A 24,394-nucleotide genomic window follows, 5' to 3' on the forward strand; every position below is an offset into this window, starting at 1 on the left:
GTAAGGAGGTACGGATGTCGACAGGAACCATGACGAGCAAGGGTCAGATCACCATCCCCAAGGACGTGAGGGAGCAGCTGGGCCTCACGCCCGGCACCAAGGTCACGTTCACCCGCAATGCCGATGGCGACTTCGTGCTCAGCACGACCCAGCCGTCCCTCAAGGGCCTGAGGGGTCGCCTGCGGCACGTCGGGCCCGCGGTGTCGCTCGAGACGATGGACGACGCGATCGCGGCCGGCGCCACGGAGGACTCGTGATCGGGCTCGACACCAACGTGCTCGTCAGGTTCCTCGTCCAGGACGAACCCCGCCAGGCCGCCAGGGCCGACTCGCTCATGGCGCAGCTGTCGCCGTCGAGCCCCGGCTACCTGTCGACGGTCGTGCTCGTGGAGACGTACTGGGTCCTGCGGAGCGCCTACAGGCAGAAGCCTGAGGCCGTCGTCGACGTCCTCGGCGAGCTCGTGGGCAACGCGTGCATCGTCACACAGGACCGCGCCATCGTCCTTCGCGCACTGACGCTGGCAGCCGACGGCGCCGACCTGCCGGACGCGATCCTCGCGGAGGCCGGCCGCGCCGCAGGCTGCGCGTCGGTGGCCAGCTTCGACAAGGGTGCACAGCGGTCCCTGGGATTCACCAGCCCCTGACTGCGCCGCCGCCCGCAACGCCGATAATCCACATTATGTCATCTTGGTGCGACCGCACCACCGCCATGCCCCCCGATCGGCCCCTCAGGCAGTCGCCGAGGTGTCAGCACAGACGACCCCGCGGTTGCCGTCCTGGTCGGCGATGACGACGAGCCCGGGCGCACTGCTGTCGTCGACGAGCGTCCCGCCCGCGGCCAGTGCCGCGGCGACCCGCTGCTCGACGACCTCGGGCGCGACGTACACCTCGACGTGGAAACGCTGGCGAGGCGGCGCATCCTCGTCGAGGTCGTCGAACCAGAGGTTGGGCACCCGTCCCGTGAGGTCCCGGATCTCGTCGCCGGGTGTCCCCCAGCCCTGGGCGCCGGCGTCGCCGGTCAGCAGGGCCGCCCACACGGGCGCGACCTTCCCGGACGCCGTGGTGTCCAGGCCGAGCTCGACCTCGCTGACCGACGCTGGGTCGGGCACCGCTCCCTGCTCGGCAGCGATCTCGCTGACCCGACGGGCGAGGTCGACGTCCAGCCGGGTGACCCACTCGACGACGTGCTCGATGCCGTGGTCGTCCCGGTAGACGGCATCGTCGGTGACGAGCTCGAGGTCGACGCACCCGTGGCTGAGCGAGACGCGCGGATGGTGCCCGACCTCGTCGCCTGCCTGCCCCACCGCCGACACGAGCCGGGCGCCGGCCGCGAAGTCCGCCACCCGGTAGCGGGCGTGCAACCCCTGCGCCAGCTTGCGCCAGTCGCCGAGACCGGCCGCGGCGATCTGCTCCCCCGTCATCATGTCCATGCCAAGCGAGGCTAGTCCTGCCCACTAGCCTGTAGGCGATGGACGTGCGACTGCTCTACTTCGACGACTGCCCCAGCTGGCGACTGGTGGACGAGCGCCTGCGGCTCATCGCCACCGAACGGCCCGACGTCACGCTGTCGTACGCCCGGGTCGAGACCCAGGAGGAGGCGGAGCGCCTCGGCTTCCACGGGTCCCCCAGCATCCTCATCGACGGTCAGGACCCCTTCGCCGGGGCGGGAGATCCCGTCGGGCTCACCTGCCGACTCTTCGCCACGCCGGACGGTCTCGCCGGTGCGCCGACGCTCGAGCAGCTGCGCCGCGCGGTAGACGACGCCTGACCCGCCCTCAGGGCGCCTGGGCCCCGAGCTCGTGGCGGATGCGCCGCAGGTCCTCCATGAGCGAGCCGATGAGGATCCACCTCATCCCGTGGGGCGCGCTGACGTCCAGAGGCTCCGTGAGCGCCGGGGCCGTGTCCTCGAGGTGCTCGGCGCCCGGCACGGGCAGTGCCAGGCGCAGCCGCAGGCGGGTGTCATGAGCGGCACGGAGCAGCTCCTCGGCGATGCCCGCGACGATCGGTTCCTCCCGCACCTCGTCGTCGTAGTGGTCGATGAAGGCCCGGGTCATCCCCCGTACCTGGGTCCCGACCCTCGTCAGGAGCACCAGGCTCTCGCGCATCGCCGCCAGCTCGTCCTCGTACCGGCTCGCACGAGGGTTGAGACGCAAGGAGTCCTCGGCGTCGTCCAGAGCCGTCAGGGCGCCGTCGCGAAGGGGGTGGAGCCGCCGGGCGTCCGCGAGCAGGAGCAGCCGGCCGGGCCGGGTCTTGCGCGAGACCAGCGCGTCCGCCAGTCGTTCGATGGCCTGGGCGGTCTCCTCCCCCAGCTCCTCGAGGGCCGTCCGGGCGGGCGCGAGCGTGACCGGCGGGACGAGGAGGAGGTGGACGACGATGCCGACGACCGCGCCGATGCCCGTCTCGACCACCCGGATCAGGGCGTAGTCGGGCGTGGACGAGCCCAGCGCGAGGACGAGCAGGGCGCTGATGGCGATCTGGTTGGCCGACCCCGTCGTGAGGCGCAGCGCCCAGGACATCACCAGCGCGGCCGTCACGGCGACCAGGACCACCCACGATGCGTCGCCGAAGGCGATGCCGAGGCCGGTGGCGAGCAGGACCCCGGCCAGCACGCCGAGGCTGCGCTCGACCCCCTTCGCCAGGGACTGGTTGAGGCTCGGCTGCACCACGAGCATCGCGGCGATCGCGGCGAAGACCGGCGGCGGCCCGTCCGGGATCAGCAGGGCCGACACGACCCACGCGAGGATCGTGGCCAGCGCGGTCTTGACCATCTGCAGCAGGGGGTCGCGCTTCGGCGCGCGGACGGCGGTCAGACGCATGGGGACACCGTAGGACGCGCGGTCCTCGCTCCGGACGCTGCGTCAGGCGCCGGTGAGTCCACCCGGGTCGACGGCGAGGTCGTGCAGCACCATCCGCGAGCGGATCGCCACGACCCCGTGCTCCTGGCGCAACCGGTCGACGATCTCCTCGAACTCCGCCGCGTCGCGGCAGGCGATCCGCACCTCGTAGTCGTAGTCGCCCGTCAGGCGGGAGCCCGAGACGACCTGCGGGATGGACGCGAGGCTGTCCGCGAACTCCCGTCGGACCGCCGAGTCCGCCAGGCGCATCTCGCTGACCATCGTCAGGGGCCGCCCGAGTGCCCTCGCGTCGATCTCGGCGCGGTACCCGCGGATCACGCCGGTGGACCGGAGCCGACGGACGCGCTCCGCGACCGAGCTGGCCGACAGGCGCACCTCGCGGGAGAGCTCCTGGTAGGTCGCCCGACCGTCCGTGACGAGCAGTCGGAGGAGGTGGCGGTCGAGGTCGTCCAAGGTGGTCACCCGCGACATCCTCGCCGATGTCCGGCTCCTGCCGCGACAATCGTGGCGGTAGCCCGCTCACGGGCCGTAGGTCCGCGACACCCACGGTGGATCCTCGTGAAGTGTCGAGGTCGTGGAAACCCTCGCCCTTCGTCTGCTCCTGCCGCCCCTGATCATCACCCTCGCCAGCCTCGCCCAGAGCCGCGTGGGCGACCGCCGGGGTGGGGTGCTCGTCGGCCTGCCCCTCACCTCCGGCACCTTCCTGGTGCTGCTGCACCTCTCCGACGGGGCGACCGCCGTCGGCGTGGCCGCCGTCGGCATGCTCGGCGGGCAGGTGGCGGTGGTCGTCATGGCCACCGCGTACGCGTGGCTCGCCGCGCGCACGACGATGCCCGTCGCGCTCCCGCTGACGCTCCTCGTCTGGGCGATCGCGGTCAGCGCCCTCGGCACGGTGTCGACGGTGTCGGCACTGTGCGGGCTCTTCGTCGTGGTCGCGGCCCTCGTCCTGCGTCGTTGGCCGGCAGCAGCACCCGGCCCGGACGCCGACGCGGGCGCGCCGCCCGCGCTCCTGCCGCGCGTGGCGCTCACCTCGGGTCTCGTCCTCACCCTCATGGCCACCACTCCCCTGCTCGGCGCCCACCTCGCCGGGCTCCTGGCAGCGGCACCCCTCGTCGCCCTCGTCATCGCCCCGACGACGCACCGCGCCCGCGGCGCCGTCGCCACCCGCGCCCTCCTGCGCGGCGTCGTCACCGGGTCGTCGGGTGCCGCGGCCTTCGCCCTCGTCGTCATCCTGCTCGCGGAGCCCCTGGGTGGCGCGGTCTTCGCGCCGGCGACCCTCGCCGCGCTGGCCCCGGCGGTCCTCGCCGGGCGGACGAGGCCTACCGTGGCCGCGTGACCACCCACCAGATCGAGTCCGTGGCCGTCGTCGGAGCCGGTGCCCTCGGGGGCATGTACGCGGCGCACTTCGTCGAAGGGGGCCTGCGCACCTCGCTCGTCGCCTCCGGTGAGCGCGCAGCACGCCTGCGCGACCAGGGCGTCCGGGTCAACGGTCGCCCGCTGACCGCGGCGGTCGTCACCCCGCTCGACGACGACCCGCCCGCGGTGGACCTCGTCCTCGTCGCCGTCAAGCACCACCAGCTGCGGGACGCGCTCGAGGACGTCGCTCCCTTCGTCGGCCCGCGCACGACCCTCGTCTCCGTCCTCAACGGGCTCGAGAGCGAGCACGTGCTCGCCGAGCGATTCGCTCCCGAGCAGGTCCTCGCATGCATCGCGCTCGGCATGGCCGCTGGTCGTGAGGGCACCGAGGTCACCTACCTCTCCCCCGGCCGCCTCTCCCTCGGCACCACCGACGAGCTCGGGACCGCGGACCGGCTCGAGGCCGTCCAGGGCGCCCTGACCACCGCGGGCCTGGCGTGGGAGGCTCCGGCGGACATGGCCCACGAGATGTGGTGGAAGTTCATGGTCAACACAGCGATCAACCAGTCGTCCGCGGTGCTGCGGGCGCCCTACGCCGACTTCACGCACGACGGGCCCGCGCGCTCGCTCATGCTCGCCCTCGTGGACGAGGTCGTCGCCGTCGCCGCCGCAGAGGGGATCACCCTCGACGAGCACGACCGCGAGCGCTGGGACGAGGTGCTCGCGAGCCTGCCGGGCGAGGGCCACACCTCGATGCTCCAGGACGTGCTCGCCGGGCGACCGACCGAGGTCGCCCTGTTCGCCGACCACGTCCTCGCCCTCGGGGCGCGGCACGGCGTCGAGACCCCCTACAACCAGTCCATGTCGTGGATCCTCACGGGCGGTCGCCCGCCCCGGCCCTGACATCCTGTGGTGGTGAGCGAGCTGCGCGTCCCGCCCGGCCCGGGCCTCCCCGGCGGCCTCGTCGTGGCCGCATCCGAGCTCGCGGAGCAGTTCAGCCGCGCGAGCGGACCCGGCGGCCAGGGCGTCAACACCACGGACTCGCGCGTGCAGCTCTCGCTCGACCTCGCGACGACGACCGCCCTCACCGAGCACCAACGGCGGCGGGCCCTCGACCGGCTCGCCCCACGGCTCGTCGGGACCGTCCTCACCGTCGACGCCTCGGAGCACCGGTCGCAGCACCGCAACCGGACGGCCGCGCGGGAGCGGGTCGCGGCCATCCTGCGCGAGGCACTGGCGCCCCCTCCCCCTTCGCGCCGCGCCACGAAGCGCACCCGGGGCGCCCAGCGTCGTCGGCTCGACGCCAAGACCCGGCGCAGCGAGATCAAGCGGCGGCGCTCACGCCCGGACCGGGACGACTGAGCGGCGAAGGGCGGTCCCGGCACCTGTTCGCGCCTGCGGTTGAGCCCGGTCGGGATCCGTGGTGGCCGCGGCCTCGGCGCCGTGCCCGGTGCTCGTGGTGCGGCCCCTCCCCCGCCAGCGACGACGAGGGAAGGGCTGACCCGCTACTCGCCGAAGGAGACGAGGAGCACCGAGGAGTTCACCGGCTTCTTCCCGCCGAGCAGGCCCGTCGTCCGGCCCGCGTTGTTGCGCACGGTCATGTCGTACCCGAAGGAGTGCTCACCGCTCGGGTTCTGCTGGTAGAAGCGCAGCGTGGACTCGATCTTGCGGTACTTGCCCGAGCGGGAGGTGAGGTTGCCGGTCATCGTGGCCGAGCGCCCCGTGGACGAGACGTAGGCACCCGAGCCGGTGTTGCGCATGGACGTCTTCGTGGCCAGCGGGCAGTCCGCGCCGGCGGCCCCGGCGAGCGGGACGGTCGCGCCGGGAGCGCAGCGGTAGGACTCGACGAGGACGTAGTTCTGCTGGTTCTTGCCGAAGGTCGAGGTGTTCCCACGCTTCATGAGCATGGAGACCCGGTGGGTGTTGCCCGGGAAGCCGGTGAAGGCGCCCTCGTAGATGCCGACGTGGGTGACGGTGGCCAGCTGGGGCGGGGTGCTGCTCGTGGCGGCGGAGACGGCTCCGGCGGCCCCGACGAGGGCGGCGGTGGAGGCGAGGGCGATGACGGCGGTGCGGCGCGAGATGGGCATGGCTGGATCATGGCGCCAAAAGCGCAGCAGCACCAGTTGTCCATCGGCCATGCTGTGGGTCATGAAGATCGCTGTTGCCGGCGGGACCGGCGTCGTGGGTCGTGTCGTGAGCGAGGTGGCCGGCCGGCAGGGTCACGAGGTGGTCGTCCTCGCCCGGTCGAAGGGGGTCGACGTCACCTCCGCCGACGGCCTGGCCGAGCACCTGGAGGGCGTCGACGCGGTGATCGACGTGACCTCGATCCAGACGATGTCCGCGCGGGCCTCGCGCGACTTCTTCCGGCGGGTGACCGGCTCCCTGCTCGTCGCGGGTGCCCGAGCCGGGGTCGGCCACCACGTCGCCCTGTCGATCCTGGGCGCGGCCGCGATCGACGCTGGCTACCACGCGGGCAAGGCGCTGCAGGAGGACCTCGTCGCCAAGCAGCCGACGGGGACCTTCGTCCGGGCCGCGCAGTTCCACGACTTCGGCCGGCAGACGCTCGAGCGGACGACGCTCGGCCCGGTGGCCCTCGTCCCCCGGATCCGCTCGCAACCGGTGTCGACCACTGACGTCGCCGAGCTGCTCCTCGAGGTGGCCGCCGGACCGCCGCTGGGGCATGGCCCCTCGATCGCCGGTCCGCAGGAGATCCGGGTGGCCGAGATGGCTCGGCGCTACCTCGAGGTCCGGGGTGAGGGCACGCGGGTCGTGGAGTGGCCCATGCCGGGTGCGCTGGGCCGCGGGATGCGCAGCGAGCTGCTCCTCGCCGAGCGCGACAGCCGCATCGGCGCGCGCACGTACGACGAGTGGCTGGCCACGCCGCGCGTCTGAGCGCAGGTAGGTTGCGGGCATGGACGACGACCACAGCAGCTCTGCCCGCATCGCGGTCCTCATCGACTGCGACAACGTGTCCGCCAAGCACACCGCGGCCGTGCTCGAGGAGCTGGCGAAGTACGGCACCCCGACGATCAAGCGCGCCTACGGCGACTGGACGACCACCCAGCTCGGTGGCTGGAAGTCGGAGCTGCAGCGCAACGCCATCCAGCCGGTGCAGCAGTTCGCGTACACAGTCGGCAAGAACTCCACCGACTCGGCGCTGATCATCGACGCGATGGACCTGCTGTGGCAGGGCAACGTCGAGGCCTTCGCGCTCGTCTCCTCCGACTCCGACTTCACCCGTCTCGCCACCCGCCTGCGCGAGTCCGGCAAGCGCGTGTACGGGCTCGGCGCGCGCAAGACCCCCGAGTCCCTGCGTCGTGCGGTCGACCAGTTCATCTTCCTCGAGCTGCTCCAGGAGCAGTCGCGTGAGGACGAGCCGGACGAAGGGGGTTCCGCCGCGCCTGCCGAGGACGTCGCCGAGCCGACGATCAACCTCCAGTCGGCCCTCACCAGGGCGATCAACGCGACGTCCGGTGACGACGGGTGGAGCGCCCTCGGGCTCGTCGGCCAGCACCTGAGCCGGGCGCACGCCGACTTCGACCCGCGCACCTTCGGCCACCAGAAGCTCTCGAGCCTCGTCGACGAGCAGCCCTATCTCGAGACCCGCGCGGAGGGCTCCCGCCGCCAGGTGCGGCTGCGCACCAAGCAGCGCACCCCCGCTGCCAAGGCGGTGGGGTCGACCACGACGAAGACCGCGACGACGAAGACCGCGGCGAAGAAGGCGAGCGCCAAGAGGTCCTGAGGCGCTCGCCCTTCGCCGGGCGTCGTCCACACGGGCCATGTAACCCCGGGACGATCGCGACTACGATGACGCCGGTCTGCCTCTTCCCAGGAGTTCCCCTTCATGCTTCGTGGCCCTCGCCGACCGGACGGCACCGTCCGGACCGCTCTCGCGCTCTCGCTGGCCACGGCCGTCGTGCTCGCCCCCTCCGCCGGGGCCGAGCCGACCGACCCGACACCGACGTCTCCGGCGAACTCGACCAGCGCCGTCACGGACCCGAGCACGGCCTGGAGCGCCGACACCACAGCCCCGCCGGCCGGGGACGCACCGCTCGAGGGGGCTGACCTCGACGCGCAGGTCGCGGAGGCCGACCGGCTGACCGCCGACCTCGTCAAGGACGACAAGGACATCGCGGCGGCCGTGCGGTCGCTGAAGTCCTACTCGACCAAGGCCAACTCGCTGCTGCAGAAGAAGGCGAAGGCGCGCGACGAGTACGACGCGGCCAAGGACGAGGCCGACGCCGCGCAGCGCGAGCTCGACACCTACCGCAACCGGCTGGCCAAGGGGCGCAAGGACCTGCGCAGCTGGGCCTTCGACACCTACACGCAGGCCGGCGGCTACAGCGACACGATGTCGATGGTCGGCACCCTCACCGACGAGTCCGGGACCTCAGGCAGCTCCGCCGGGGACCTCAGCTACCTCACCGACGAGCGCATCCGCACCGTCGACCTCGTCCGCAAGGACACGGTCACCAAGGCCTCCCTGACGAAGAAGAAGAGCAGGGCCCTGAAGAAGGCGGCGTCGGCCAAGCGCCGTGCCGACCGGGCCAAGGAACGTGCCGACGCCGTCCTCGAGGAGCGAAAGACCGCCCTGTCCGACCTGCGGCGCAAGCACGCGAAGGAGCTGCGCAGGTCCGGCCCCGTCGTCAACGCGCTCATCGGCATCCCCGACGACGAGGCCCAGGGCGCGAGCGACCGGCTCACCAGCGCGCTCGAGGAGCTCGGCCAGGACGTCAGCCAGTTCGAAGATGCCCGGCCCTGCTCGACCAACACGGGCAGCTACCCCAACGGGCAGATCCCGCCGAGCGCGCTGTGCCCCCTGCTCGGGGCTCCCGGCGAGTCGCTGCGCCCGGACGCCGCGGCCGCCTTCAACTCGATGAGCAAGGCCTACCAGCGCGACACCGGCCACCTGCTGTGCGTCACCGACAGCTACCGCTCGTACGCCGAGCAGGTCGTCACCAAGCAGCAGCGCGGTGGGTGGGCGGCGACACCGGGCCGCAGCAACCACGGGCTCGGCAAGGCGCTCGACCTGTGCGGCGGGGTCAACAGCTTCGGTCACCCGGCCCACCTGTGGATGCAGCAGAACGCCCCGCTCCACGGCTGGTTCCACCCGTCCTGGGCCGCTGCCGGTGGCACGCTCCCCGAGCCGTGGCACTGGGAGTACGCGGGCTGATCAGCCGGCCTGCGTGCCCACCTGCTCCTGCGGGGTCTTGACCGGCAGCAGCACGAGCAGACCCGCGAGCAGCACCACACCGATCCCGAGGATGCCCCAGTACTGGGTGTTGTCGTCGCCGGTGACCGCCGCGCCGATGGCGATCGCGACGCCGAAGGCCGCGGGTGACACGAAGGACACGACGCGTCCGGTCGTGGCGTACAGGCCGAAGATCTCGCCACCCTGCCCCTCGGGGATGACCCGCGCGAGGAAGCTGCGCGAGGCCGCCTGGGCGGGACCGACGAAGGCGGTCATCGCGAGTCCCAGCGTCCAGAAGACCATCGTGCCGCCGTCGTGCAGGAGGAAGATCGCCAGGCCGAGCCCGACCAGGGCGACGAGCGAGATGACGATGACCCGCTTCGGGCCGAGCACGTCGTCGAGAAGCCCGAAGAGCATCGTCGCGATGCCGGCCACGATGTTGGCCACCGCACCGAAGATGATGACCTCCCCCGCCGACATGCCGAAGGTCCCCGCCGCGAGGACGGCGCCGAAGGCGAACACGCCGGCGAGCCCGTCGCGGAAGAGGGCCGAGGCGCCCAGGAAGTAGACCGTGTGACGGGACTGCCCCCACAGCCGGCGAAGGGAGTCACCGACGAGCTTGTATGAGTCGATGATCCCGACGCGCGGTGCCTTGTCCCGGGGCGCGTCCTTGAGCACGAGGAAGGTCGGCACGGTGAAGAGCAGGATCCACAGGCCGCAGACGATCATCGAGACCCGGATGTCGAGCGCGTCCTCGCCCGTGACGCCGAAGAGCCCCACCTCCGGGTCGATGAAGACGAAGAAGAGCAGGAGCAGCACGAGGATGCCGCCGAGGTAGCCCATCCCCCACCCGAAGCCGGACACCCGCCCGATGTTGCTGGGCGAGGCCACCTGCTCGATGGACGCGTTGTAGTTGACGCTCGCGATCTCGGAGACGATCGAGCCGGCGCCCAGCAGGACCAGGCCGAGGACGAGGTAGGCCGGCTCGGGCCGCACGAGGAAGAGCGATGCCGACAGGGCCGCGAGGATCCACGTCAACAGGCGCAGGTTGCGCACGCCGCGCCCGGAGCGGTCGGAGTTCTGCCCGAGGACCGGCGCCAGCAGCGCCACGAGCAGCCCGGAGACGGCCGTCGAGATGGCCAGCGCGGTGGAGGTCGTGTTGGTCGAGCCGAAGCTCTCGCTCGTCAGGTAGACGGCGAAGACGAAGGTGGTGATCACCGTGTTGAACGGCTGGGCCCCCCAGTCCCACATCGCCCACCCGACGATCCGACCGACACCGCCCGCGGGTTCGGCGCGCAGGGCGGTCGTCGGCTCGGCCGGGGGCGTCATCGCGTCGGTCACGAGGCGAGGCTATCTGGCGATCCCCCGCCGATGTGCGCGACACGGCCGACCGCGCTATCCTGTGGGGTCGCCCCACATCCCGCCCCGCGAGGGCGGAGGGAGCTGGCCCTTCGACGGGTGCTGGCCGGCGGGCCCCCTGCTCCGCAACGGAGTGAGCAGCAGGGTCGAGGAACATCCAACGCACGCCGTGCGTTGAAGCACGCAGACGGGACCACGCGCAGGGGCGTGGCACCGACGGACACCAGGAGACTCGCAACATGGCAGAGCGCACGCTGCGCGGAACGCGCATGGTCAGCTTCAGCATGGAGACGACGGACAACGTCGTCCCGAGCGACCGTCAGATCACCACCTACGTGTGTGACGACGGCCACCGCACCGAGCTGCCCTTCTCCGTCGAGGCCGACATCCCGGGCACCTGGGAGTGCCGCTGCGGCAAGCTGGGCAAGCTCCTCGACGGTCCCGAGCCGGAGCTCAAGCCCGTCAAGCACGTCCGCACCCACTGGGACATGCTGCTCGAGCGCCGCTCGATCCCCGAGCTCGAGGAGCTCCTCGAGGAGCGTCTGGCGCTCCTGCGCGCCAAGCGTGGCGAGAAGCCGCGCAAGCGCAGCGCCTGACCCAGCACGTACGAAGGGGGGCGCCCACCGATCCGGTGGGCGCCCCCCTTCGTCATGCCCGCTCCCTGAGCTACGCCCGGTGAGTTCCGCCGGTGAGTTCCGCCCGGGTGAGTTCCGCCCGGGTGAGTTCCGCTCCCTGAGGAGGTTGCGCAGCAACCGTCTCGAAGGGCTACTCGTCGACGATCTCGCCCTCGACGACGTCGCCCTCGACGTCGCGGTCGCGGGTGCGCCGCACCCGGGCCTCGCCGGGCGCGACCGACAGGCCAGCGGCGAGCAGCCGGCGGGCCACGATCGTCTCCAGGCCGATGCGCGCTACCGGTCGGGTGAAGGGCAGGACGAAGACCAGACCGATGACCCCGGAGACGAATCCGGGCAGGGTGAGCAACGCTCCCCCGACCCAGACGAGGATCGTGTCGGCGATCTCGCGGCTGGGCATCTGACCGGTGCGCAGCGCCGAGCGCAGCGCGGTCCACGTGCGCCGACCCTCGCGCCGCAGCAGCCAGGCGCCGAGCGCGGACAGCCCGACGACGGCGAGCACGGTCCACAGGACGCCGACCCAGCGGGCGACGAGGGCGAGCACGACCACCTCGAGGACCAGCCAGAGCACGAGCGCGAGCGGGACCAGCGCGACGCGCCGGCGGCGTCGCGGGGTGCGACCGGGACTCAGAGGCGGTGCCACGTGGGCTCTCGGTCGAGGAGGCGGCGCACCTGGGACCTGCGGTGCGCCAGGCCCCAGCGGCTGATCCGCAGCATCGACTCGCGCACGACGTCACCGTCCATCTTGGACTCGCCGATCTCGCGCTCGACGAAGGTGATCGGCACCTCGACGACCTTCAGCCCGGCGCGCACGGTGCGCACGGTCAGGTCGGTCTGGAAGACGTAGCCGGCGCTCTGCACCTGGTCGAGCCCGATGGTGCGCAGCGTCTCCGCGCGGTAGACCCGGTAGCCCGCGGTCGCGTCGTTGACCGGCATGCCGAGGATGGCCTTGATGTAGAGGTTGCCGGCCATGCTGATCGCCTTGCGGTCCACCGGCCAGTTGACGATCTTGCCGCCGCGCACGTAGCGCGACCCGATGACGAGGTCGGCATCGGCAGCGGCCTCGAGCATCGTGGGCAGGTCCTCCGGCCGGTGCGAGCCGTCGGCGTCCATCTCGACGACGGCGTCGTAACCGTGGGCGAGTGCCCACGAGAACCCGGCGAGGTAGGCGGCGCCGAGACCCTCCTTGCCCTCACGGTGCAGGACCGTGACGTGGTCGTCGTGGGCGGCCAGCTCGTCGGCGACCTGCCCGGTGCCGTCGGGCGAGTTGTCGTCGAGGACGACGACGTCGACGCCCGGGACGCTGGCCCGCACGCGCGCGACGATGGGCGGGAGGTTCTCCCGCTCGTTGTAGGTGGGGATGAGCACGGCGACCCGCTCGATGGGCGGGCGCTGGGCGCTGCTGGTCTCAGGCACCTGTGGTGACTTCCTCGGTCGGGTGGGACGTGGGCTGGCCTCCGACCCTACCCGTCGCCCCTCGGCGGACCCGCCAGCCCACGGCGAGGAGGAGGACGAGCGCGCAGCCGATCTCGACCCACGGCCCGAGACGGTCGGAGAGCGTCAGCCCGCTGCGCAGGACGACGTCCTCGACGGGCTGGGCGGCGGTGAAGAGCCCGGTGACCGGGCTGCTGGAGCCGTCGGGGTTGATGAACCCCGAGACGCCCACGGTCGAGACGTGCGCGATGCTGCGCCCGTGCTCGATGGCCCGGATCCGCGAGATCGCGTACTGCTGCGTCGACTCGGCCGTGTAGCCGAAGGTCGCGTTGTTGGTCTGCACGACGAGCAGGCTGGGGTCCCCCTTCGCCTCCGCGTCCTTGACGGCCGAGCGCATGAGGCCGTCGTAGGCCACCTCGAAGCAGATCGTCGGGACGGCGGAGAAGGTCCCGTCCCGGCCCTCCACGGAGAAGGCGGCATTGCGCTCGCCCTTGGCGAAGCCGACGCGCACGAGGTCGACCTTGTCGCTGAAGAGGCGGTAGAAGTCGCGGTGCGGCACGTACTCGGCGAAGGGCACGGGGTGCTGCTTGACGTAGCGCTCGGGCTCTCCGCCGCCGGGCCGGTAGTACAGCGAGGCGTTGGAGACGGCCGGGGCGGGCTCGTCGAGGATCGCCCCGACGATGATCGGGGTGTCGACGGCGTCGAGGGCGCGCTGCACCTGGCGACGGGCGTCGGTGTTGCGCAGGGGGTCGATGTCGGACGAGTTCTCCGGCCAGACGACCAGGTCGAGGTCGCCCTCGCGGCTCGCCAGGCGCTCGGTCCCCGCGACGTGGTTGTCGAGCACCTGGCGGCGCTCCGCGTTGAAGTCGAGGCCGGCGCGCGGCACGTTGCCCTGCACGAGGCCGACCCGGGCCGTCGATTCACCGCTCGTCGGCACGGGGACGAGCGCGGTGCCGACGACCGCGACCACCGCCAGGGCGAGGGCGACGACGGGGGGGCGCCGCGTCACGACGACCAGCACGAGCGGGACCGCGACGACGGCGACGGCGAGGGTGATGAGTGGCGCCCCACCGACCGCGGCCCAGCGGGCGAAGGGGGTCTCCGCCTGGGTGAAGGCGATGCGGGCCCACGGGAAGCCGCCGTACGGCAGGCTCCCGCGGGTCCACTCCTGCAGGACCCACATGACGGGGATGAGGAGCGCAGCGGCCAACGGGTGACCGGCGCGCAGGAGTGGTCGCTGGAGCGCGACGAGGAGGGCACCCATGACGGCGACGTAGAGCGCCTCGAAGGTCGCGAGCGCGAACCACGGGAACCGACCGACGAAGATCCCCGACCAGCTGAGCGTCGGCACGAAGCAGGCCAGACCGGCGACGAGCCCGAGCAGGAAGCCGACCCGGGGACGCACGTCCCACATCGCGATGCCGACGAGGGCCACGCCGACGATCGCGAGGTGGGCGAGGTCGTGGTCGGGGAAGGCGAGCCAGAGCGCCAGGCCACCGAGGAGCGCCAGCACCAGACGCCCGACGAGCTGCACCGTCACTCCCACGGGGTGGTGAGGACGATCGTCGTGCGCGTGGAGACACCGGCCTGGCTGCGCACCCGGGCAAGCAGCTCCTCGAGGTCCTGCGGGGTCCCGACGCGCACGCGCAGGAGGTAGTTGGTGTCCCCCGCGACCGAGTAGCACGCGTCGATCTCGTCGATGTCGCGCAGACGGTCGGGGATGTCGTCCGGGTCGCGCGGGTCCAGCGGTGCCACCGCGACGAAGGCCGTGAGCGGGGTCCCGAGCGCGGAGGTGTCGACGACGGCGGCGTAGCCGGTGATGACCCCGCGCTCCTCGAGCCGTCGCACCCGCTGGTGCACCGCGGAGGTGGACAGGCCGATGGCCTTGCCCAGGTCCGTGTAGCTCATGCGACCGTCGGCGCGCAGGAGGTCGATGATCCGTCGGTCCGCCGGTTCCATGGGTGAACCATAGGCGAGCGACCCGTAAGGTCGGGCCCATGTCCGACTCAGCGTCCTCCCGGCTCCTGCTGCTCGACAGCGCCTCGCTGTACTTCCGTGCCTTCTACGGGGTGCCGGCCCGTAGCGGCGGTCCATCCGGGCTGCCCACCAATGCCGTCGCGGGCTTCCTCGACATGCTCGCCACGCTCGTCACGCGGTACCGGCCGACCCACCTCGTCGCCTGCTGGGACGACGACTGGCGCCCGCAGTGGCGGGTGGACGCGATCCCGATGTACAAGGCCCACCGCGTCGCCGAGGACGCGACCGAGGGCGAGGACGTGCCCGACGAGCTGCTCCCCCAGGTGCCGCTCATCGTCGAGGCGCTCGCCGCCATCGGCATCCCGCGCATCGGGGCGGCCCACTACGAGGCCGACGACGTCATCGGGACCCTGGCCATGGCGCACCGGGGCGTCATGCCGGTCGACGTCGTCACCGGCGACCGGGACCTCTTCCAGCTCGTCGACGACGCCTCCTCCACCCGGGTCCTGTACACGGCGCGCGGTGGCGTGCGCGACCCCGATGTCGTCGACCAGGCCTTCCTCGCCGCCAGGTACGGGGTCGACAGCGGCGACGCGTACGTCGACATGGCGGCGCTGCGCGGCGACACCAGCGACGGACTGCCGGGCGTCAAGGGCATCGGTGAGAAGACCGCCGCCGCACTCATCGCGGAGTACGGCTCGCTCGCCGGCATCCGCGCCGCGGTCGACTCGGGCCACCCCGGGATCAAGGGCGCCCGCCGCGCCCGCCTCGAGGAGGCGGCCGCCTACCTCGACGTGGCCCCGCTCGTCGTCCGGGTCGCGCACGACGTGCCGGTCGGGGACCTCGACCTGCACCTGCCGCCGGACATCGTCGACCCGGTCGCGATGAGCCGGATGGCCATCGAGCACGACCTCACCGGACCCTTCGACCGGGTGGGCACCGCCCTTCGCTCCGTCGCCCCCTGACCCGAGCCCCTGACTCTGCATTCCCCTAGGGCAATGCGGGTTCAGGTCTGCATTCCCCTAGGGCAATGCGGGTCCAGGCAGGCGAAGGGGAGGTCAGTCCAGCCGGTCGGCCGCGACAACGCCCCGCATCACCTTGTCGACCGCGGTGCGGGCCACGCCGCGCAGGTGCGGCTCGGGGGCGGCGTCACCGACCTGATCGAGCAGGTCGACGACCTGCTTGCACCGGCGCACGAAGTCGCCGGCGGTGAGGTCCGAACCCGAGAGCACCTCGTCGAGGCGCCGACCGCTCGCCCAGCGGTGCACGGCCCAGGCCAGTCCCCCGTCGGGCTCGCCGGTCTGCTGCAGCGCGTTCGCGCCCTCGAGGTCCTCCAGCTCGCTCCACCGGCGGACCATGTCCTGCCATGCGTCCGAGACGTTGTCCGTGGGCATCCGCGGGAACGGGTCGTGCTCGTCGCGCCGGGGCTCGTGGACGAGCATCGAGACGACCGCGGCGAGCTCGGCGGGGTCGAGGCGCTTCCACGCGCCGCCGCGCAGGCACTCGGCGGCGAGCAGGTCCTTCTCCGTGTAGAGGCGCCGCAGCCGGCTGCCGAGCTCGGTCACGCTCTCGCCGTCCTCGCCGAGGTAGCCCAGCTGGACGAGCACCGCGCAGATCCGCTCGAAGGTCTGCGCGACCGAGTTGGTCCGCTGCTCGACCTTGCGCTGCAGGGCGGAGCTCTCCCGCTTGAGCTTCCACCACCGGGCGGCCCAGCGCGCGTGGTCCTCGCGCTCCGGGCACTGGTGGCACGGGTGGGCCTTGAGCTCACGGCGCAGCTCGGTGAGGCGTTCGTCCTCGCTCCGGGCGCTCTCGGCCGCGTGCCGCTGCACGCTCGGCGCGTCCTCGTGCGGCGCCTTGATGCGCAGCGTCGCCGCGAGGTCGGCGCGCTGCTTGGCGGACCTCGGGTTGAAGCTCTTCGGCACCGCCAGACGGCCGAAGGGGGTCACCGCCCGGTCGAGGTCGGCGACGGTGAGCCGCCGCACCTGCTTGTGCTCGGTGAGCACGGTGGGCGCCGACTGCTCCCCCTTGTACGAGCGCGGCGGGGCGATGACGAGCGCGATGCCGGACTTGCGACCGCCGATGCGCACGATGTCACCGACCTGGAGGGCCTCGAGGGAGACGGCGATCTCGGCGCGCCGGTTGGCGCCGCGCGCGCGGGCGCCCTCCTTCTCGAGGTCGGTGATGCGCCGGCGGATCGCCGCGTACTCACGGAAGTCCCCGACGTGGCAGTGCATCGCCTCGGCGTAGGCCTCGAGCGACTCCTGCTGCTCACGCACCTGCGTGGCGAGCCCGACGACCGAGCGGTCGGCCTGGAACTGCGCGAAGGAGGTCTCGAGCACCTCGCGCGCCGTCTGGCGCCCGACCTGGGCGACGAGGTTGACCGCCATGTTGTACGTGGGCCGGAAGCTGGAGCGAAGGGGGTAGGTCCGGGTCTGCGCCAGGCCCGCCACCGCCATCGGGTCCATCCCGCGCGACCACACGACGAGCGCGTGGCCCTCGACGTCGATCCCGCGGCGGCCGGCGCGACCGGTGAGCTGGGTGTACTCCGCGGGGGTGATCTCCACGTGGGACTCGCCGTTGAACTTCACCAGCTTCTCGAGCACGACGGTGCGCGCGGGCATGTTGATGCCCAGCGCGAGCGTCTCCGTCGCGAAGACCGCGCGGATGCGGCCGGTGGTGAACAGCTCCTCCACGATCTCGCGGAAGAGCGGGAGCATGCCCGCGTGGTGGGCCGCGAAGCCGCGGGAGATGCCCTCGACGAACTGGTGGTACCCCAGCACGTCCAGGTCCTCGCCCTCGAGCACCGCGGCGCGCTCCTCGACCGTGCGGCGGTTGCGCTCGCCGTCGCGCTCGGGGATGAGTCGCACCCCGCCGGCGAGCATCTGGCCGACGGCGCCGTCGCACCCCGCGCGGCTGAAGATGAAGGTGATCGCCGGGAGCAGACCGTCCCGGTCGAGCCCCTGGATGACCTCGGTGCGCGAGGCCGCGCCGCCGAAGCGGGATCCCCCGCCGCGTGACCCCTGACCGCCTCCTCCGCGCGGACCGGGTCGGCCACGACCACGGCGGTCCCGGCCCCCTCGACCACCGCCGCGGATGTCCCCTTCGTCCCCGAGGCCGCGGGTGCGCGCACGGATGGCGTCGAGCAGCTGCGGGTTGACCTTGGCCGGTGAGTCGTCGTGCCGACCGTCGTCGACGAAGAGGTCGTGGACGTCGCGGCCGACCTGCATGTGCTGCCACAGCGGCACGGGGCGGACCTCCGAGACGATCACCTCGGTCCCGCCGCGCACCTCGGCCAGCCAGGCACCGAACTCCTCGGCGTTGCTCACCGTCGCCGAGAGCGAGACGACCTGGACCGAGCGCGGCAGGTGGATGATGACCTCCTCCCACACCGCTCCGCGGAACCGGTCCGCGAGGTAGTGCACCTCGTCCATGACGACGAAGGCGAGGGTGTCGAGCGTCGAGGAGCCCGCGTAGATCATGTTGCGCAGGACCTCGGTCGTCATGACGACGACCGGCGCCTCGCCGTTGACCGAGATGTCGCCCGTCAGCAGCCCGACGTCGTCGGCGCCGTGGGTGGCGACGAGCTCGTGGTACTTCTGGTTGCTCAGGGCCTTGATCGGGGTGGTGTAGAAGGCCTTCTGGCCGCGCTGCAGGGCCAGGTGCACGGCGAACTCGCCCACGATCGTCTTGCCGGCACCGGTCGGCGCCGCGACGAGGACCCCGTGCCCGGCCTCGACCGCGGCGCAGGCCTCGATCTGGAAGGGGTCGAGGTCGAAGTCCTGCGAGGCGGTGAAGGCGGTGAGCTCGGGAGCGGGCGTGGACATGTGCCCACGCTATGCCAGCGGCTCAGTGCACGATCGACAGCGCGCCGGGTGCCGCCTCGACGGGGAGCGGCAGCGGCGCCACCCGCTCGCCGTCGGCGTAGGTGACGATGCGGTCGGTGGCGAGCGTCACGCGCGCGCCGCGGATGGTCTCGACCGCGGGGTGGGAGGTGTGGGTCCCCTTGAAGACCTTGGGGAAGACCGACAGGAAGGTGTGCATCGGGAGGTCGTGGACGATGACGACGTCGAGCAGGCCGTCCTCGACGTCGGCACCGGGCGCGACCTTCATGCCGCCCCCGAAGGCCCGGCCGTTGGCGATGCACACGAGCATCCCGTCGATCTCGCGCTCCCGGCCGTCGATCGTCAGCTCGTAGTGGATCGGCCCGAAGACGGGCAGCTCGCGCAGGATCGCCAGGTTGTAGCGCTGCGGTCCCCTGGGCCAGACCATCCGGTTGGCGCGCTCGTTGACCACCGCGTCGAACCCGCAGGAGAGGACGCCGAGGAAGTCGCGCACGTGCTCGCCGCCGGTGGTGGTGACGCGGCCGAGGTCGATCCGTCGGGTCCCGCCGGCGAGGATGCGCTCGACGGAGGCCGCGACGTCGTGGACCGGCAGGCCGAGCTCGCGGGCGTTGTCGTTGCCGGTCCCCACCGCGACCACACCGAGCGGGACGTCGGTGTCGGCGCAGAGGTTGGCCCCGAGGCCCGCGGCCCCGTCGCCGCCGGCGACGACGAGCAGGTCGATGTCGCCGCCCGCGATGGCCGCGCGGGCCTTGGCCTCCGCCCGGGCGGCGTCCAGGCCCGTGAGGTCGATGACCTCGCGACCGGCGGCTTCGAGGAGGTCGGCCACGCGCGTGCCGACCTGCTCGCCCCGGTGCCGTCCCGCCGTGGGGTTGACGAGCAGGCCGATGCGGTCGGCAGTCACGCGGTGCATGCGCCGAGACTAGGTGAGCGGCGAGGCCTGGTCGTCCGGGAGGTCGGACCAGTCGGGCTCCTCGCCCGCCGCGACCCGGCGCCGGTCGATGACCAGGCAGATCGCGAGGGCGATGAAGTACAGCGCGCAGAGCGGGCCGGCGAGCAGGAACATCGTGAACGGGTCGGGTGTCGGCGTGATGACCGCGGACGCGATGAAGATCAGCAGGATCGCCATCCGCCACGACTTCTTCAGGGTCCTGCCCGACAGCACGCCGAGCGCGCACAGCCCGACGAGGAAGACCGGGAGCAGCCACGCCAGGCCGAAGGCGAGGATGAAGCGGGTGATAAAGGTGAAGTAGTCGCTCGCCTGCTGGATGTTGCTCGACTTGTTGTCGTCCGGCGTGAACCCGAAGAGGATGAGCAGCGCCTTGGGCAGCGTCTGGTAGGCGAAGAAGCAGCCCGCGAGGAAGAGCGGCAGCGCCGTGGCGAAGACGCCGATCGACATGCGGCGCTCGCGCCGGGTCAGGCCGGGCAGGATGAAGGCCCAGATCTGCCAGACCCACACGGGGCTCGAGATGAGCACGCCGGTGAAGATCGACAGGCCGAGCTGCGTCGTGAAGGCCGAGGTCGCGTTGCCGAAGTTCAGCGTGACGACGCTGTCGGGGTTCGAGGCCTTGTACTCGTCGAAGGGGTAGGTCAGCTGCTTGTAGATGCCCCCGTACGTCCACGCCCCGATGTGCACCGGGTTGTAGATGATCCAGCCGACGATCGCGCCGACGACGATCGCGGCAGCGGCGATCATCAGCCGGTTGCGGAACTCGAGCAGGTGCTCCTTGAGCGGCATCCGCCCTTCGGGATCCTTGGGCGTGTGGGGGCGACGGGCCATGCGTGAGGGGGCGAAGGGGGTGTGACTCAGGCGACCGGGCCGGACTGGTTGTCCGTCCGCGGCTTGGCCTCGTCGATGACGGCGTTGCCGTCGGCGGTGGGCGTGGTGTCAGCCGGCCGCGACTTCTTGGCCTCTTCGCGCTGCCGGTCCTCTTCCTTCATCTCGTTGACCTCGGCCTTGAAGACGCGGGCGGACTTGCCGACGCTGCGCGCGGCGTCCGGCAGCTTCTTGAACCCGAAGAGCAGGAGGATGACGAGCAGGATGAGGATGATTTCCATGGGACCCAGGCTGGGCATGGCAGTGCCTTTCGTCGCGTGTACGTCGTCAGTGTACGACCCGGTGCTGGGTGCGCCGGTCGTCTTCAGGCAGCACCGTAGGCGGTGAGCGCGGCCGCCGCGGCACCCGCGACATCGGCACGGTGGGCCGCCGGCTCGAGGATCTCGACGTCGGCGCCCTGCCGCAGCACGAGACGGCGCAGGAATCCCTCGTCGCCGGTCGGCAGGGTGACGACCAGGTCTTCGCCGGCCGTTTGCCGAGATGTCACCGGGTAGTACTCCGCGATCCAGTGGGCGGACGGGCGCAGCCGCAGCCTCACCGGGACGTCGTCCTCGCTGCGCTGGTACGCACCCGCGCTGAGGTCACGGGCGGCCACGCCGTCCGGTGGCTCGGCGGCCTCGTCGAGCACGTCGACCGCCTCGATGCGGTCCACGCGGAAGAGGCGCACGTCCTGCGCCCGGTGGCACCAGCCCTCGAGGTACCAGTGGCCCTCGACGTGGGCCAGGCGCATCGGGTCGACATCACGCTCGGTGCGCTCGTCGCGGCTCGGCACGTGGTAGGTCAGGTGCACCCGGCGCCCGGAGGACAGGGCGTCGCGCAGCGCGGCCGTCGTCCGCCCGGTGTCGGTGTCGTCCTCGACGACCACCACGCGCTCGACGCCGGGGATCGTCCCGGTCGCGCCCTCGAGCTTGGCGAGGGCGCGCTCCACGGCGCTGCTCTCCCCCGCCCCGCTCGCGGCGAGCGAGCGCAGGCCGACGGTGAGGGCGATGGCCTCGTCGACGGTCAGCCGCAGGGGGCGCGCGATCGCGTCCGCGTTGGTGACGAAGACCCGGCCGCCCTCGTAGCTGACCTCGATCAGCTCGTCGGGCATCTGCCCGTAGCCGCAGACGAAGAGCAGCTCCAGGTCGGCGACGAGCTGCTGCTCGGTGATCCCGAGCCCGGCAGCGGCCTCGTCGATCTCGATGCCCTGACGGCCCACGAGCCACGGGACCATCGTCAGCAGGCGCTGCACCCGACTCGTCGCGGACTCGACGGTGGGACGACTCATCGGGGACTCCCTTCGTGCGTCTCGAGCACCGACCGCAGCCGGGCGACGACCGCCTCCCGCAGCTCCGCCGGACCCTCGACGACGACGTCGGCGCCGTGGCTGGCGATCTCGCCGGCGAAGGCGCCGGTGCCCCCGTGGTCGACGACCACGCGGTCCCACTGCTCGTCGATCGACTCGACCGACGTGGCCCGTCGCCGCAGCCCGTGGCCGGCATCGACGCGGACGCGGAGCACGGACTCGCTCGGCTGCGGCGCGTCACCGTCGACGGCGGCGATCATGCGGACCGGGTCGACGTCCTCGGGGATCTCACCGGTGACGGCCTCGCGGGTCGTCGTGACCGCCGACGCGATCCGGGAGAGGCGGAAGACGCGCGGCGCCTCGCGGTCCAGGTCGTGGCCGACGAGGTACCAGCGACCGTGCCAGGCCGTGAGGTACCAGGGCTCGACGTGGCGGGTCTGCGCGCCGTCGGCGCCGGGTCGGGCATAGTCGAAGCGCACCCGCACGGAGGCGAGCACGGCGTCCTTCAGCGGCTCGAAGGCGGGCTCGGCGCCGCCCAGGCGTGGTTCCAGACCGGCGAAGGGGTCCTCCCCCACCTCGTCGTCCGCGGCGACCTTGCGCCAGGCGGTCGCGGCGGTGCCGGCCATCGCGGCGTGCGCCCACGCACGGCTGGCTAGCCCGACGACGGCGCGCTCGTCGGCGGCCAGCTCGACGGGCGGCAGCGCGTACTCGCGCTGGTCGATGCGGTAGCCCTGCTCGTCCTCGAAGATCCCGATGTCCTCGGTGACGAGGGGGATGCCCATGGCGCGCAGGTCCTCCTTGTCGCGCTCGAACATCCGGTCGAAGGCCTCGTCCGACTCGACCGGGTGGTAGGCCTCGACCATCGTGCGGATCCGCTGCTTGGGCACGGGGATCCGCGCGGAGAGCAGGCTCATCGTGAGGTTGAGCAACCGCTCGGTCTTCGCGGCGGGGGTGTTGGGTGCTGCCACATCGCTCCCTTCGTCACGCTGAGGCTAACCTGCCGCACATGATCCACTGGCGCAGCGGCACCGTCCGCGAGGTCACCGGCTCCCGCCCCGGGGCGGCCCGTCTGCGCGTGGAGGTCGACGGGAGCGACACCCCCGCGCTCGCCCTCACCGGGCTCGTCGGGACCCCCGAGGTCGGCGATACGGTCCTGCTCAACGTCTCGGCCCTGCGCCGCGGCCTCGGCACCGGCGGTCTCGCCCTCGTCGTCGCCGACGCCACCCGCCCGCCCGCCGATCCCGACGACGCCCCCGGCCACATCGTCAAGGCCCGCTACACGCCGCTGCAGGACATGGTCCTCGCGCTCGAGGAGCAGGAGTCGCCGCACCACGAGGCGATGCGCGACCACCCGGCGATCGCCGACGGCGACCTGCAGGGGATGCCGGTGGTCGTCGCCGAGCTGCACTCCGCGCTCCCCGCGGTGCTCGCCGGGATCCGGGCGGCGGCGCCGGGGGCTCGCGTCGCGTACGTCATGACCGACTCGGCGGCCCTCCCCTTCGCCCTGTCCGACAGCGTCGCCCGGCTCGTCGACGCCGGCTGGCTCGCCACGACGATCTCGGCCGGGCAGGCCTTCGGCGCCGAGCACGAGGCGATCACCGTGCACTCCGCGCTGCTCGCCGCCCGCCACGTGCTCGGCTGCGACGTGGCCGTCGTGGCGCAGGGTCCGGGCAATGCCGGGTCGTCGACGACGTGGGGCTGGTCCGGGCTGTCCTCCGGTGACGTGCTCAACGCCGTCCACGTCCTGCGCGGGCACGGCATCGCGGTACCGCGCGTCTCCGGCAGCGATCCGCGGGCGCGCCACCGGGGGCTGTCGCACCACACGGCGACGGTCCTCTCGCGCGCGCTCCTCGGGGCGGCCGACGTCGTCCTGCCCGAGTCCACCGAGATGCCCTGGCCGCAGGTGCGCGAGCAGGTCGACGCCGCCGTCGCGACGGCCGCGGGTTCCCCGCGTGTCATCACGCTCCCGACCACCGGTGTCGCCGAGGACCTCGTGGTCTCCCCCGTGCCGCTCGTGAGCATGGGCAGGGCCGCGGCGGAGGACGTGACGCCCTTCCTCACCGCGGCCCTGGCCGGCCGCCATGCGGCCCACCTCGCTGCATTGCCCTAGGGCAATGCACACCTGAAGCCGCATTCCCCTAGGGCAATGCACACCTGAAGCCGCATTCCCCTAGGGCAATGCGGCTTCAGGTGCGTGCGGGCGAAGGGGAGGTCAGCCGACCTGGACGAGGTCGACGACGAAGATCAGGGTCTCGCCGCCCTTGATGGCCGCGCCGGCGCCACGGTCGCCGTAGCCGAGGTGCGGCGGGATGGTGATCTTGCGACGACCACCCTCCTTCATGCCGAGCAGGCCCTGGTCCCAGCCCTGGATGACCTGGCCGATGCCGGCGGTGAAGGCGAGCGGGGCGCCACGGTTCCACGAGGCGTCGAACTCCTCGCCGGTGGAGTGGGCGACACCGACGTAGTGGGCCTGGATGGGCGACCCGGCGGTCACCTCGGCGCCGTCACCGACGGTGATGTCCTCGACGACCAGCTCGGTGGGCGCGGCGCCCTCCGGGAAGTCGATCTCGGGCTTGGTGGTGCTGGGGTCGAACGGCATGTGCGTCTCCTTGGGTGGGGGTGGCGTACGG

At 72.3% G+C, this 24,394-nt stretch carries 28 protein-coding genes; 12 read left to right on the top strand and 16 right to left on the bottom strand.

The window, feature by feature from the left end; all coding sequences use genetic code 11:
* Positions 1 to 14: 14 nt before the first annotated feature.
* Positions 15 to 257: an AbrB/MazE/SpoVT family DNA-binding domain-containing protein gene (locus tag V3C34_RS10770; RefSeq protein WP_068324221.1), complete on the top strand. Its 243-nt coding sequence runs from the start codon at positions 15 to 17 to the stop codon at positions 255 to 257.
* Positions 254 to 643 (top strand): type II toxin-antitoxin system VapC family toxin, encoded by a 390-nt coding sequence (locus tag V3C34_RS10775; RefSeq protein WP_346007105.1) that lies wholly within the window; start codon positions 254 to 256, stop codon positions 641 to 643. Before V3C34_RS10770 ends, V3C34_RS10775 begins: the two co-directional genes overlap by 4 nt.
* Positions 644 to 727: 84 nt before the next feature.
* Here V3C34_RS10775 and V3C34_RS10780 read toward each other — a convergent pair whose 3' ends face one another.
* The gene (locus V3C34_RS10780; RefSeq protein ID WP_345912921.1) at positions 728 to 1,429 is read right to left on the bottom strand and encodes a 4a-hydroxytetrahydrobiopterin dehydratase; all 702 of its coding nucleotides are present in this window, start codon (positions 1,427 to 1,429) and stop codon (positions 728 to 730) included.
* 38 nt (positions 1,430 to 1,467) lie between these two features.
* Here V3C34_RS10780 and V3C34_RS10785 point away from each other — a divergent pair, with 38 nt between their 5' ends.
* Positions 1,468 to 1,767, top strand: coding sequence for a thioredoxin family protein (locus V3C34_RS10785; protein ID WP_346007107.1), 300 nt, complete (start codon positions 1,468 to 1,470; stop codon positions 1,765 to 1,767).
* A gap of 7 nt (positions 1,768 to 1,774) precedes the next feature.
* Here V3C34_RS10785 and V3C34_RS10790 read toward each other — a convergent pair whose 3' ends face one another.
* Together V3C34_RS10790 and V3C34_RS10795 are read right to left on the bottom strand one after the other, a co-directional pair.
* On the bottom strand, positions 1,775 to 2,815 hold the full coding sequence (locus V3C34_RS10790) for an FUSC family protein (protein ID WP_346007109.1): 1,041 nt from the start codon (positions 2,813 to 2,815) through the stop codon (positions 1,775 to 1,777).
* Positions 2,816 to 2,857: 42 nt separating this feature from the next.
* A complete protein-coding gene (locus V3C34_RS10795; protein ID WP_346007111.1) occupies positions 2,858 to 3,316 on the bottom strand; it encodes an Lrp/AsnC family transcriptional regulator in 459 nt (152 codons plus the stop codon).
* Between the two features lie 112 nt (positions 3,317 to 3,428).
* On the opposite strand from V3C34_RS10795, the gene V3C34_RS10800 reads away from it, so the two are divergent.
* From V3C34_RS10800 to arfB, 3 genes are read left to right on the top strand one after another with little or no spacing between them, the layout of a single operon-like run.
* A complete protein-coding gene (locus tag V3C34_RS10800; protein WP_346007113.1) occupies positions 3,429 to 4,190 on the top strand; it encodes a hypothetical protein in 762 nt (253 codons plus the stop codon).
* Entirely contained in the window at positions 4,187 to 5,113 is a 927-nt protein-coding gene (locus V3C34_RS10805) for a 2-dehydropantoate 2-reductase (protein WP_346007114.1), read from the top strand. Before V3C34_RS10800 ends, V3C34_RS10805 begins: the two co-directional genes overlap by 4 nt.
* 12 nt (positions 5,114 to 5,125) lie before the next feature.
* Positions 5,126 to 5,572 (top strand): alternative ribosome rescue aminoacyl-tRNA hydrolase ArfB, encoded by a 447-nt coding sequence (arfB, locus tag V3C34_RS10810; protein WP_346007116.1) that lies wholly within the window; start codon positions 5,126 to 5,128, stop codon positions 5,570 to 5,572.
* 143 nt (positions 5,573 to 5,715) lie between these two features.
* Here the strand turns inward: arfB and V3C34_RS10815 are convergent, their stop codons facing one another.
* On the bottom strand, positions 5,716 to 6,297 hold the full coding sequence (locus V3C34_RS10815) for a hypothetical protein (protein ID WP_068324203.1): 582 nt from the start codon (positions 6,295 to 6,297) through the stop codon (positions 5,716 to 5,718).
* Between the two features lie 61 nt (positions 6,298 to 6,358).
* Between V3C34_RS10815 and V3C34_RS10820 the strand changes: the two genes are divergently transcribed.
* From V3C34_RS10820 to V3C34_RS10830, 3 genes are all read left to right on the top strand, one after another.
* On the top strand, positions 6,359 to 7,102 hold the full coding sequence (locus V3C34_RS10820) for an SDR family oxidoreductase (protein ID WP_346007119.1): 744 nt from the start codon (positions 6,359 to 6,361) through the stop codon (positions 7,100 to 7,102).
* Between the two features lie 19 nt (positions 7,103 to 7,121).
* Positions 7,122 to 7,952 (top strand): NYN domain-containing protein, encoded by an 831-nt coding sequence (locus tag V3C34_RS10825; protein ID WP_068324196.1) that lies wholly within the window; start codon positions 7,122 to 7,124, stop codon positions 7,950 to 7,952.
* A 102-nt stretch (positions 7,953 to 8,054) separates the two neighbouring features.
* Entirely contained in the window at positions 8,055 to 9,383 is a 1,329-nt protein-coding gene (locus V3C34_RS10830) for a M15 family metallopeptidase (RefSeq protein ID WP_068324193.1), read from the top strand.
* Here the strand turns inward: V3C34_RS10830 and V3C34_RS10835 are convergent, their stop codons facing one another.
* A complete protein-coding gene (locus V3C34_RS10835) occupies positions 9,384 to 10,742 on the bottom strand; it encodes an MFS transporter (RefSeq protein WP_245634680.1) in 1,359 nt (452 codons plus the stop codon). It abuts the gene before it with no gap.
* 257 nt (positions 10,743 to 10,999) lie between these two features.
* On the opposite strand from V3C34_RS10835, the gene V3C34_RS10840 reads away from it, so the two are divergent.
* A complete protein-coding gene (locus V3C34_RS10840; protein ID WP_068324190.1) occupies positions 11,000 to 11,356 on the top strand; it encodes an RNA polymerase-binding protein RbpA in 357 nt (118 codons plus the stop codon).
* A gap of 169 nt (positions 11,357 to 11,525) precedes the next feature.
* Here V3C34_RS10840 and V3C34_RS10845 read toward each other — a convergent pair whose 3' ends face one another.
* From V3C34_RS10845 to V3C34_RS10860, 4 genes are read right to left on the bottom strand one after another with little or no spacing between them, the layout of a single operon-like run.
* Positions 11,526 to 12,035: an FxsA family protein gene (locus V3C34_RS10845; protein WP_245634679.1), complete on the bottom strand. Its 510-nt coding sequence runs from the start codon at positions 12,033 to 12,035 to the stop codon at positions 11,526 to 11,528.
* Positions 12,020 to 12,808, bottom strand: a complete 789-nt coding sequence (locus tag V3C34_RS10850; protein WP_346007122.1) for a polyprenol monophosphomannose synthase — start codon at positions 12,806 to 12,808, stop codon at positions 12,020 to 12,022. Before V3C34_RS10850 ends, V3C34_RS10845 begins: the two co-directional genes overlap by 16 nt.
* Positions 12,801 to 14,360 carry an apolipoprotein N-acyltransferase gene (lnt, locus tag V3C34_RS10855; protein WP_346007124.1) on the bottom strand — a complete coding sequence of 520 codons (1,560 nt, stop codon included), beginning with the start codon at positions 14,358 to 14,360 and terminating at the stop codon, positions 12,801 to 12,803. Before lnt ends, V3C34_RS10850 begins: the two co-directional genes overlap by 8 nt.
* 2 nt (positions 14,361 to 14,362) lie before the next feature.
* On the bottom strand, positions 14,363 to 14,785 hold the full coding sequence (locus tag V3C34_RS10860; protein ID WP_346007126.1) for an Lrp/AsnC family transcriptional regulator: 423 nt from the start codon (positions 14,783 to 14,785) through the stop codon (positions 14,363 to 14,365).
* A 38-nt stretch (positions 14,786 to 14,823) separates the two neighbouring features.
* Here V3C34_RS10860 and V3C34_RS10865 point away from each other — a divergent pair, with 38 nt between their 5' ends.
* Positions 14,824 to 15,768 (top strand): 5'-3' exonuclease, encoded by a 945-nt coding sequence (locus V3C34_RS10865; RefSeq protein ID WP_346007128.1) that lies wholly within the window; start codon positions 14,824 to 14,826, stop codon positions 15,766 to 15,768.
* Positions 15,769 to 15,861: 93 nt separating this feature from the next.
* On the opposite strand, the gene V3C34_RS10870 is transcribed toward V3C34_RS10865, so the two are convergent.
* The 6 genes from V3C34_RS10870 to V3C34_RS10895 form a co-directional block, all read right to left on the bottom strand.
* Positions 15,862 to 18,627, bottom strand: coding sequence for a DEAD/DEAH box helicase (locus tag V3C34_RS10870; protein ID WP_346007131.1), 2,766 nt, complete (start codon positions 18,625 to 18,627; stop codon positions 15,862 to 15,864).
* Positions 18,628 to 18,649: 22 nt separating this feature from the next.
* Positions 18,650 to 19,555, bottom strand: coding sequence for a YegS/Rv2252/BmrU family lipid kinase (locus V3C34_RS10875; RefSeq protein WP_346007132.1), 906 nt, complete (start codon positions 19,553 to 19,555; stop codon positions 18,650 to 18,652).
* A gap of 9 nt (positions 19,556 to 19,564) precedes the next feature.
* Positions 19,565 to 20,380 carry a twin-arginine translocase subunit TatC gene (gene tatC, locus V3C34_RS10880; RefSeq protein WP_068421477.1) on the bottom strand — a complete coding sequence of 272 codons (816 nt, stop codon included), beginning with the start codon at positions 20,378 to 20,380 and terminating at the stop codon, positions 19,565 to 19,567.
* A 68-nt stretch (positions 20,381 to 20,448) separates the two neighbouring features.
* A complete protein-coding gene (gene tatA / locus V3C34_RS10885; RefSeq protein ID WP_082807485.1) occupies positions 20,449 to 20,718 on the bottom strand; it encodes a Sec-independent protein translocase subunit TatA in 270 nt (89 codons plus the stop codon).
* Between the two features lie 65 nt (positions 20,719 to 20,783).
* Positions 20,784 to 21,746, bottom strand: coding sequence for a helix-turn-helix transcriptional regulator (locus V3C34_RS10890; RefSeq protein WP_345912943.1), 963 nt, complete (start codon positions 21,744 to 21,746; stop codon positions 20,784 to 20,786).
* Entirely contained in the window at positions 21,743 to 22,732 is a 990-nt protein-coding gene (locus V3C34_RS10895) for a WYL domain-containing protein (RefSeq protein WP_346007134.1), read from the bottom strand. The genes V3C34_RS10890 and V3C34_RS10895 overlap by 4 nt, the downstream gene beginning before the upstream one ends.
* A 38-nt stretch (positions 22,733 to 22,770) precedes the next feature.
* Between V3C34_RS10895 and V3C34_RS10900 the strand changes: the two genes are divergently transcribed.
* Positions 22,771 to 23,874: a DUF3866 family protein gene (locus tag V3C34_RS10900; RefSeq protein ID WP_346007136.1), complete on the top strand. Its 1,104-nt coding sequence runs from the start codon at positions 22,771 to 22,773 to the stop codon at positions 23,872 to 23,874.
* Positions 23,875 to 23,976: 102 nt separating this feature from the next.
* Here the strand turns inward: V3C34_RS10900 and V3C34_RS10905 are convergent, their stop codons facing one another.
* Entirely contained in the window at positions 23,977 to 24,363 is a 387-nt protein-coding gene (locus tag V3C34_RS10905) for an FKBP-type peptidyl-prolyl cis-trans isomerase (RefSeq protein ID WP_068324154.1), read from the bottom strand.
* Positions 24,364 to 24,394 lie beyond the last annotated feature (31 nt).

The organism is Janibacter terrae (genome assembly GCF_039636765.1).
In the GTDB taxonomy this organism is placed as follows: domain Bacteria; phylum Actinomycetota; class Actinomycetes; order Actinomycetales; family Dermatophilaceae; genus Janibacter; species Janibacter terrae.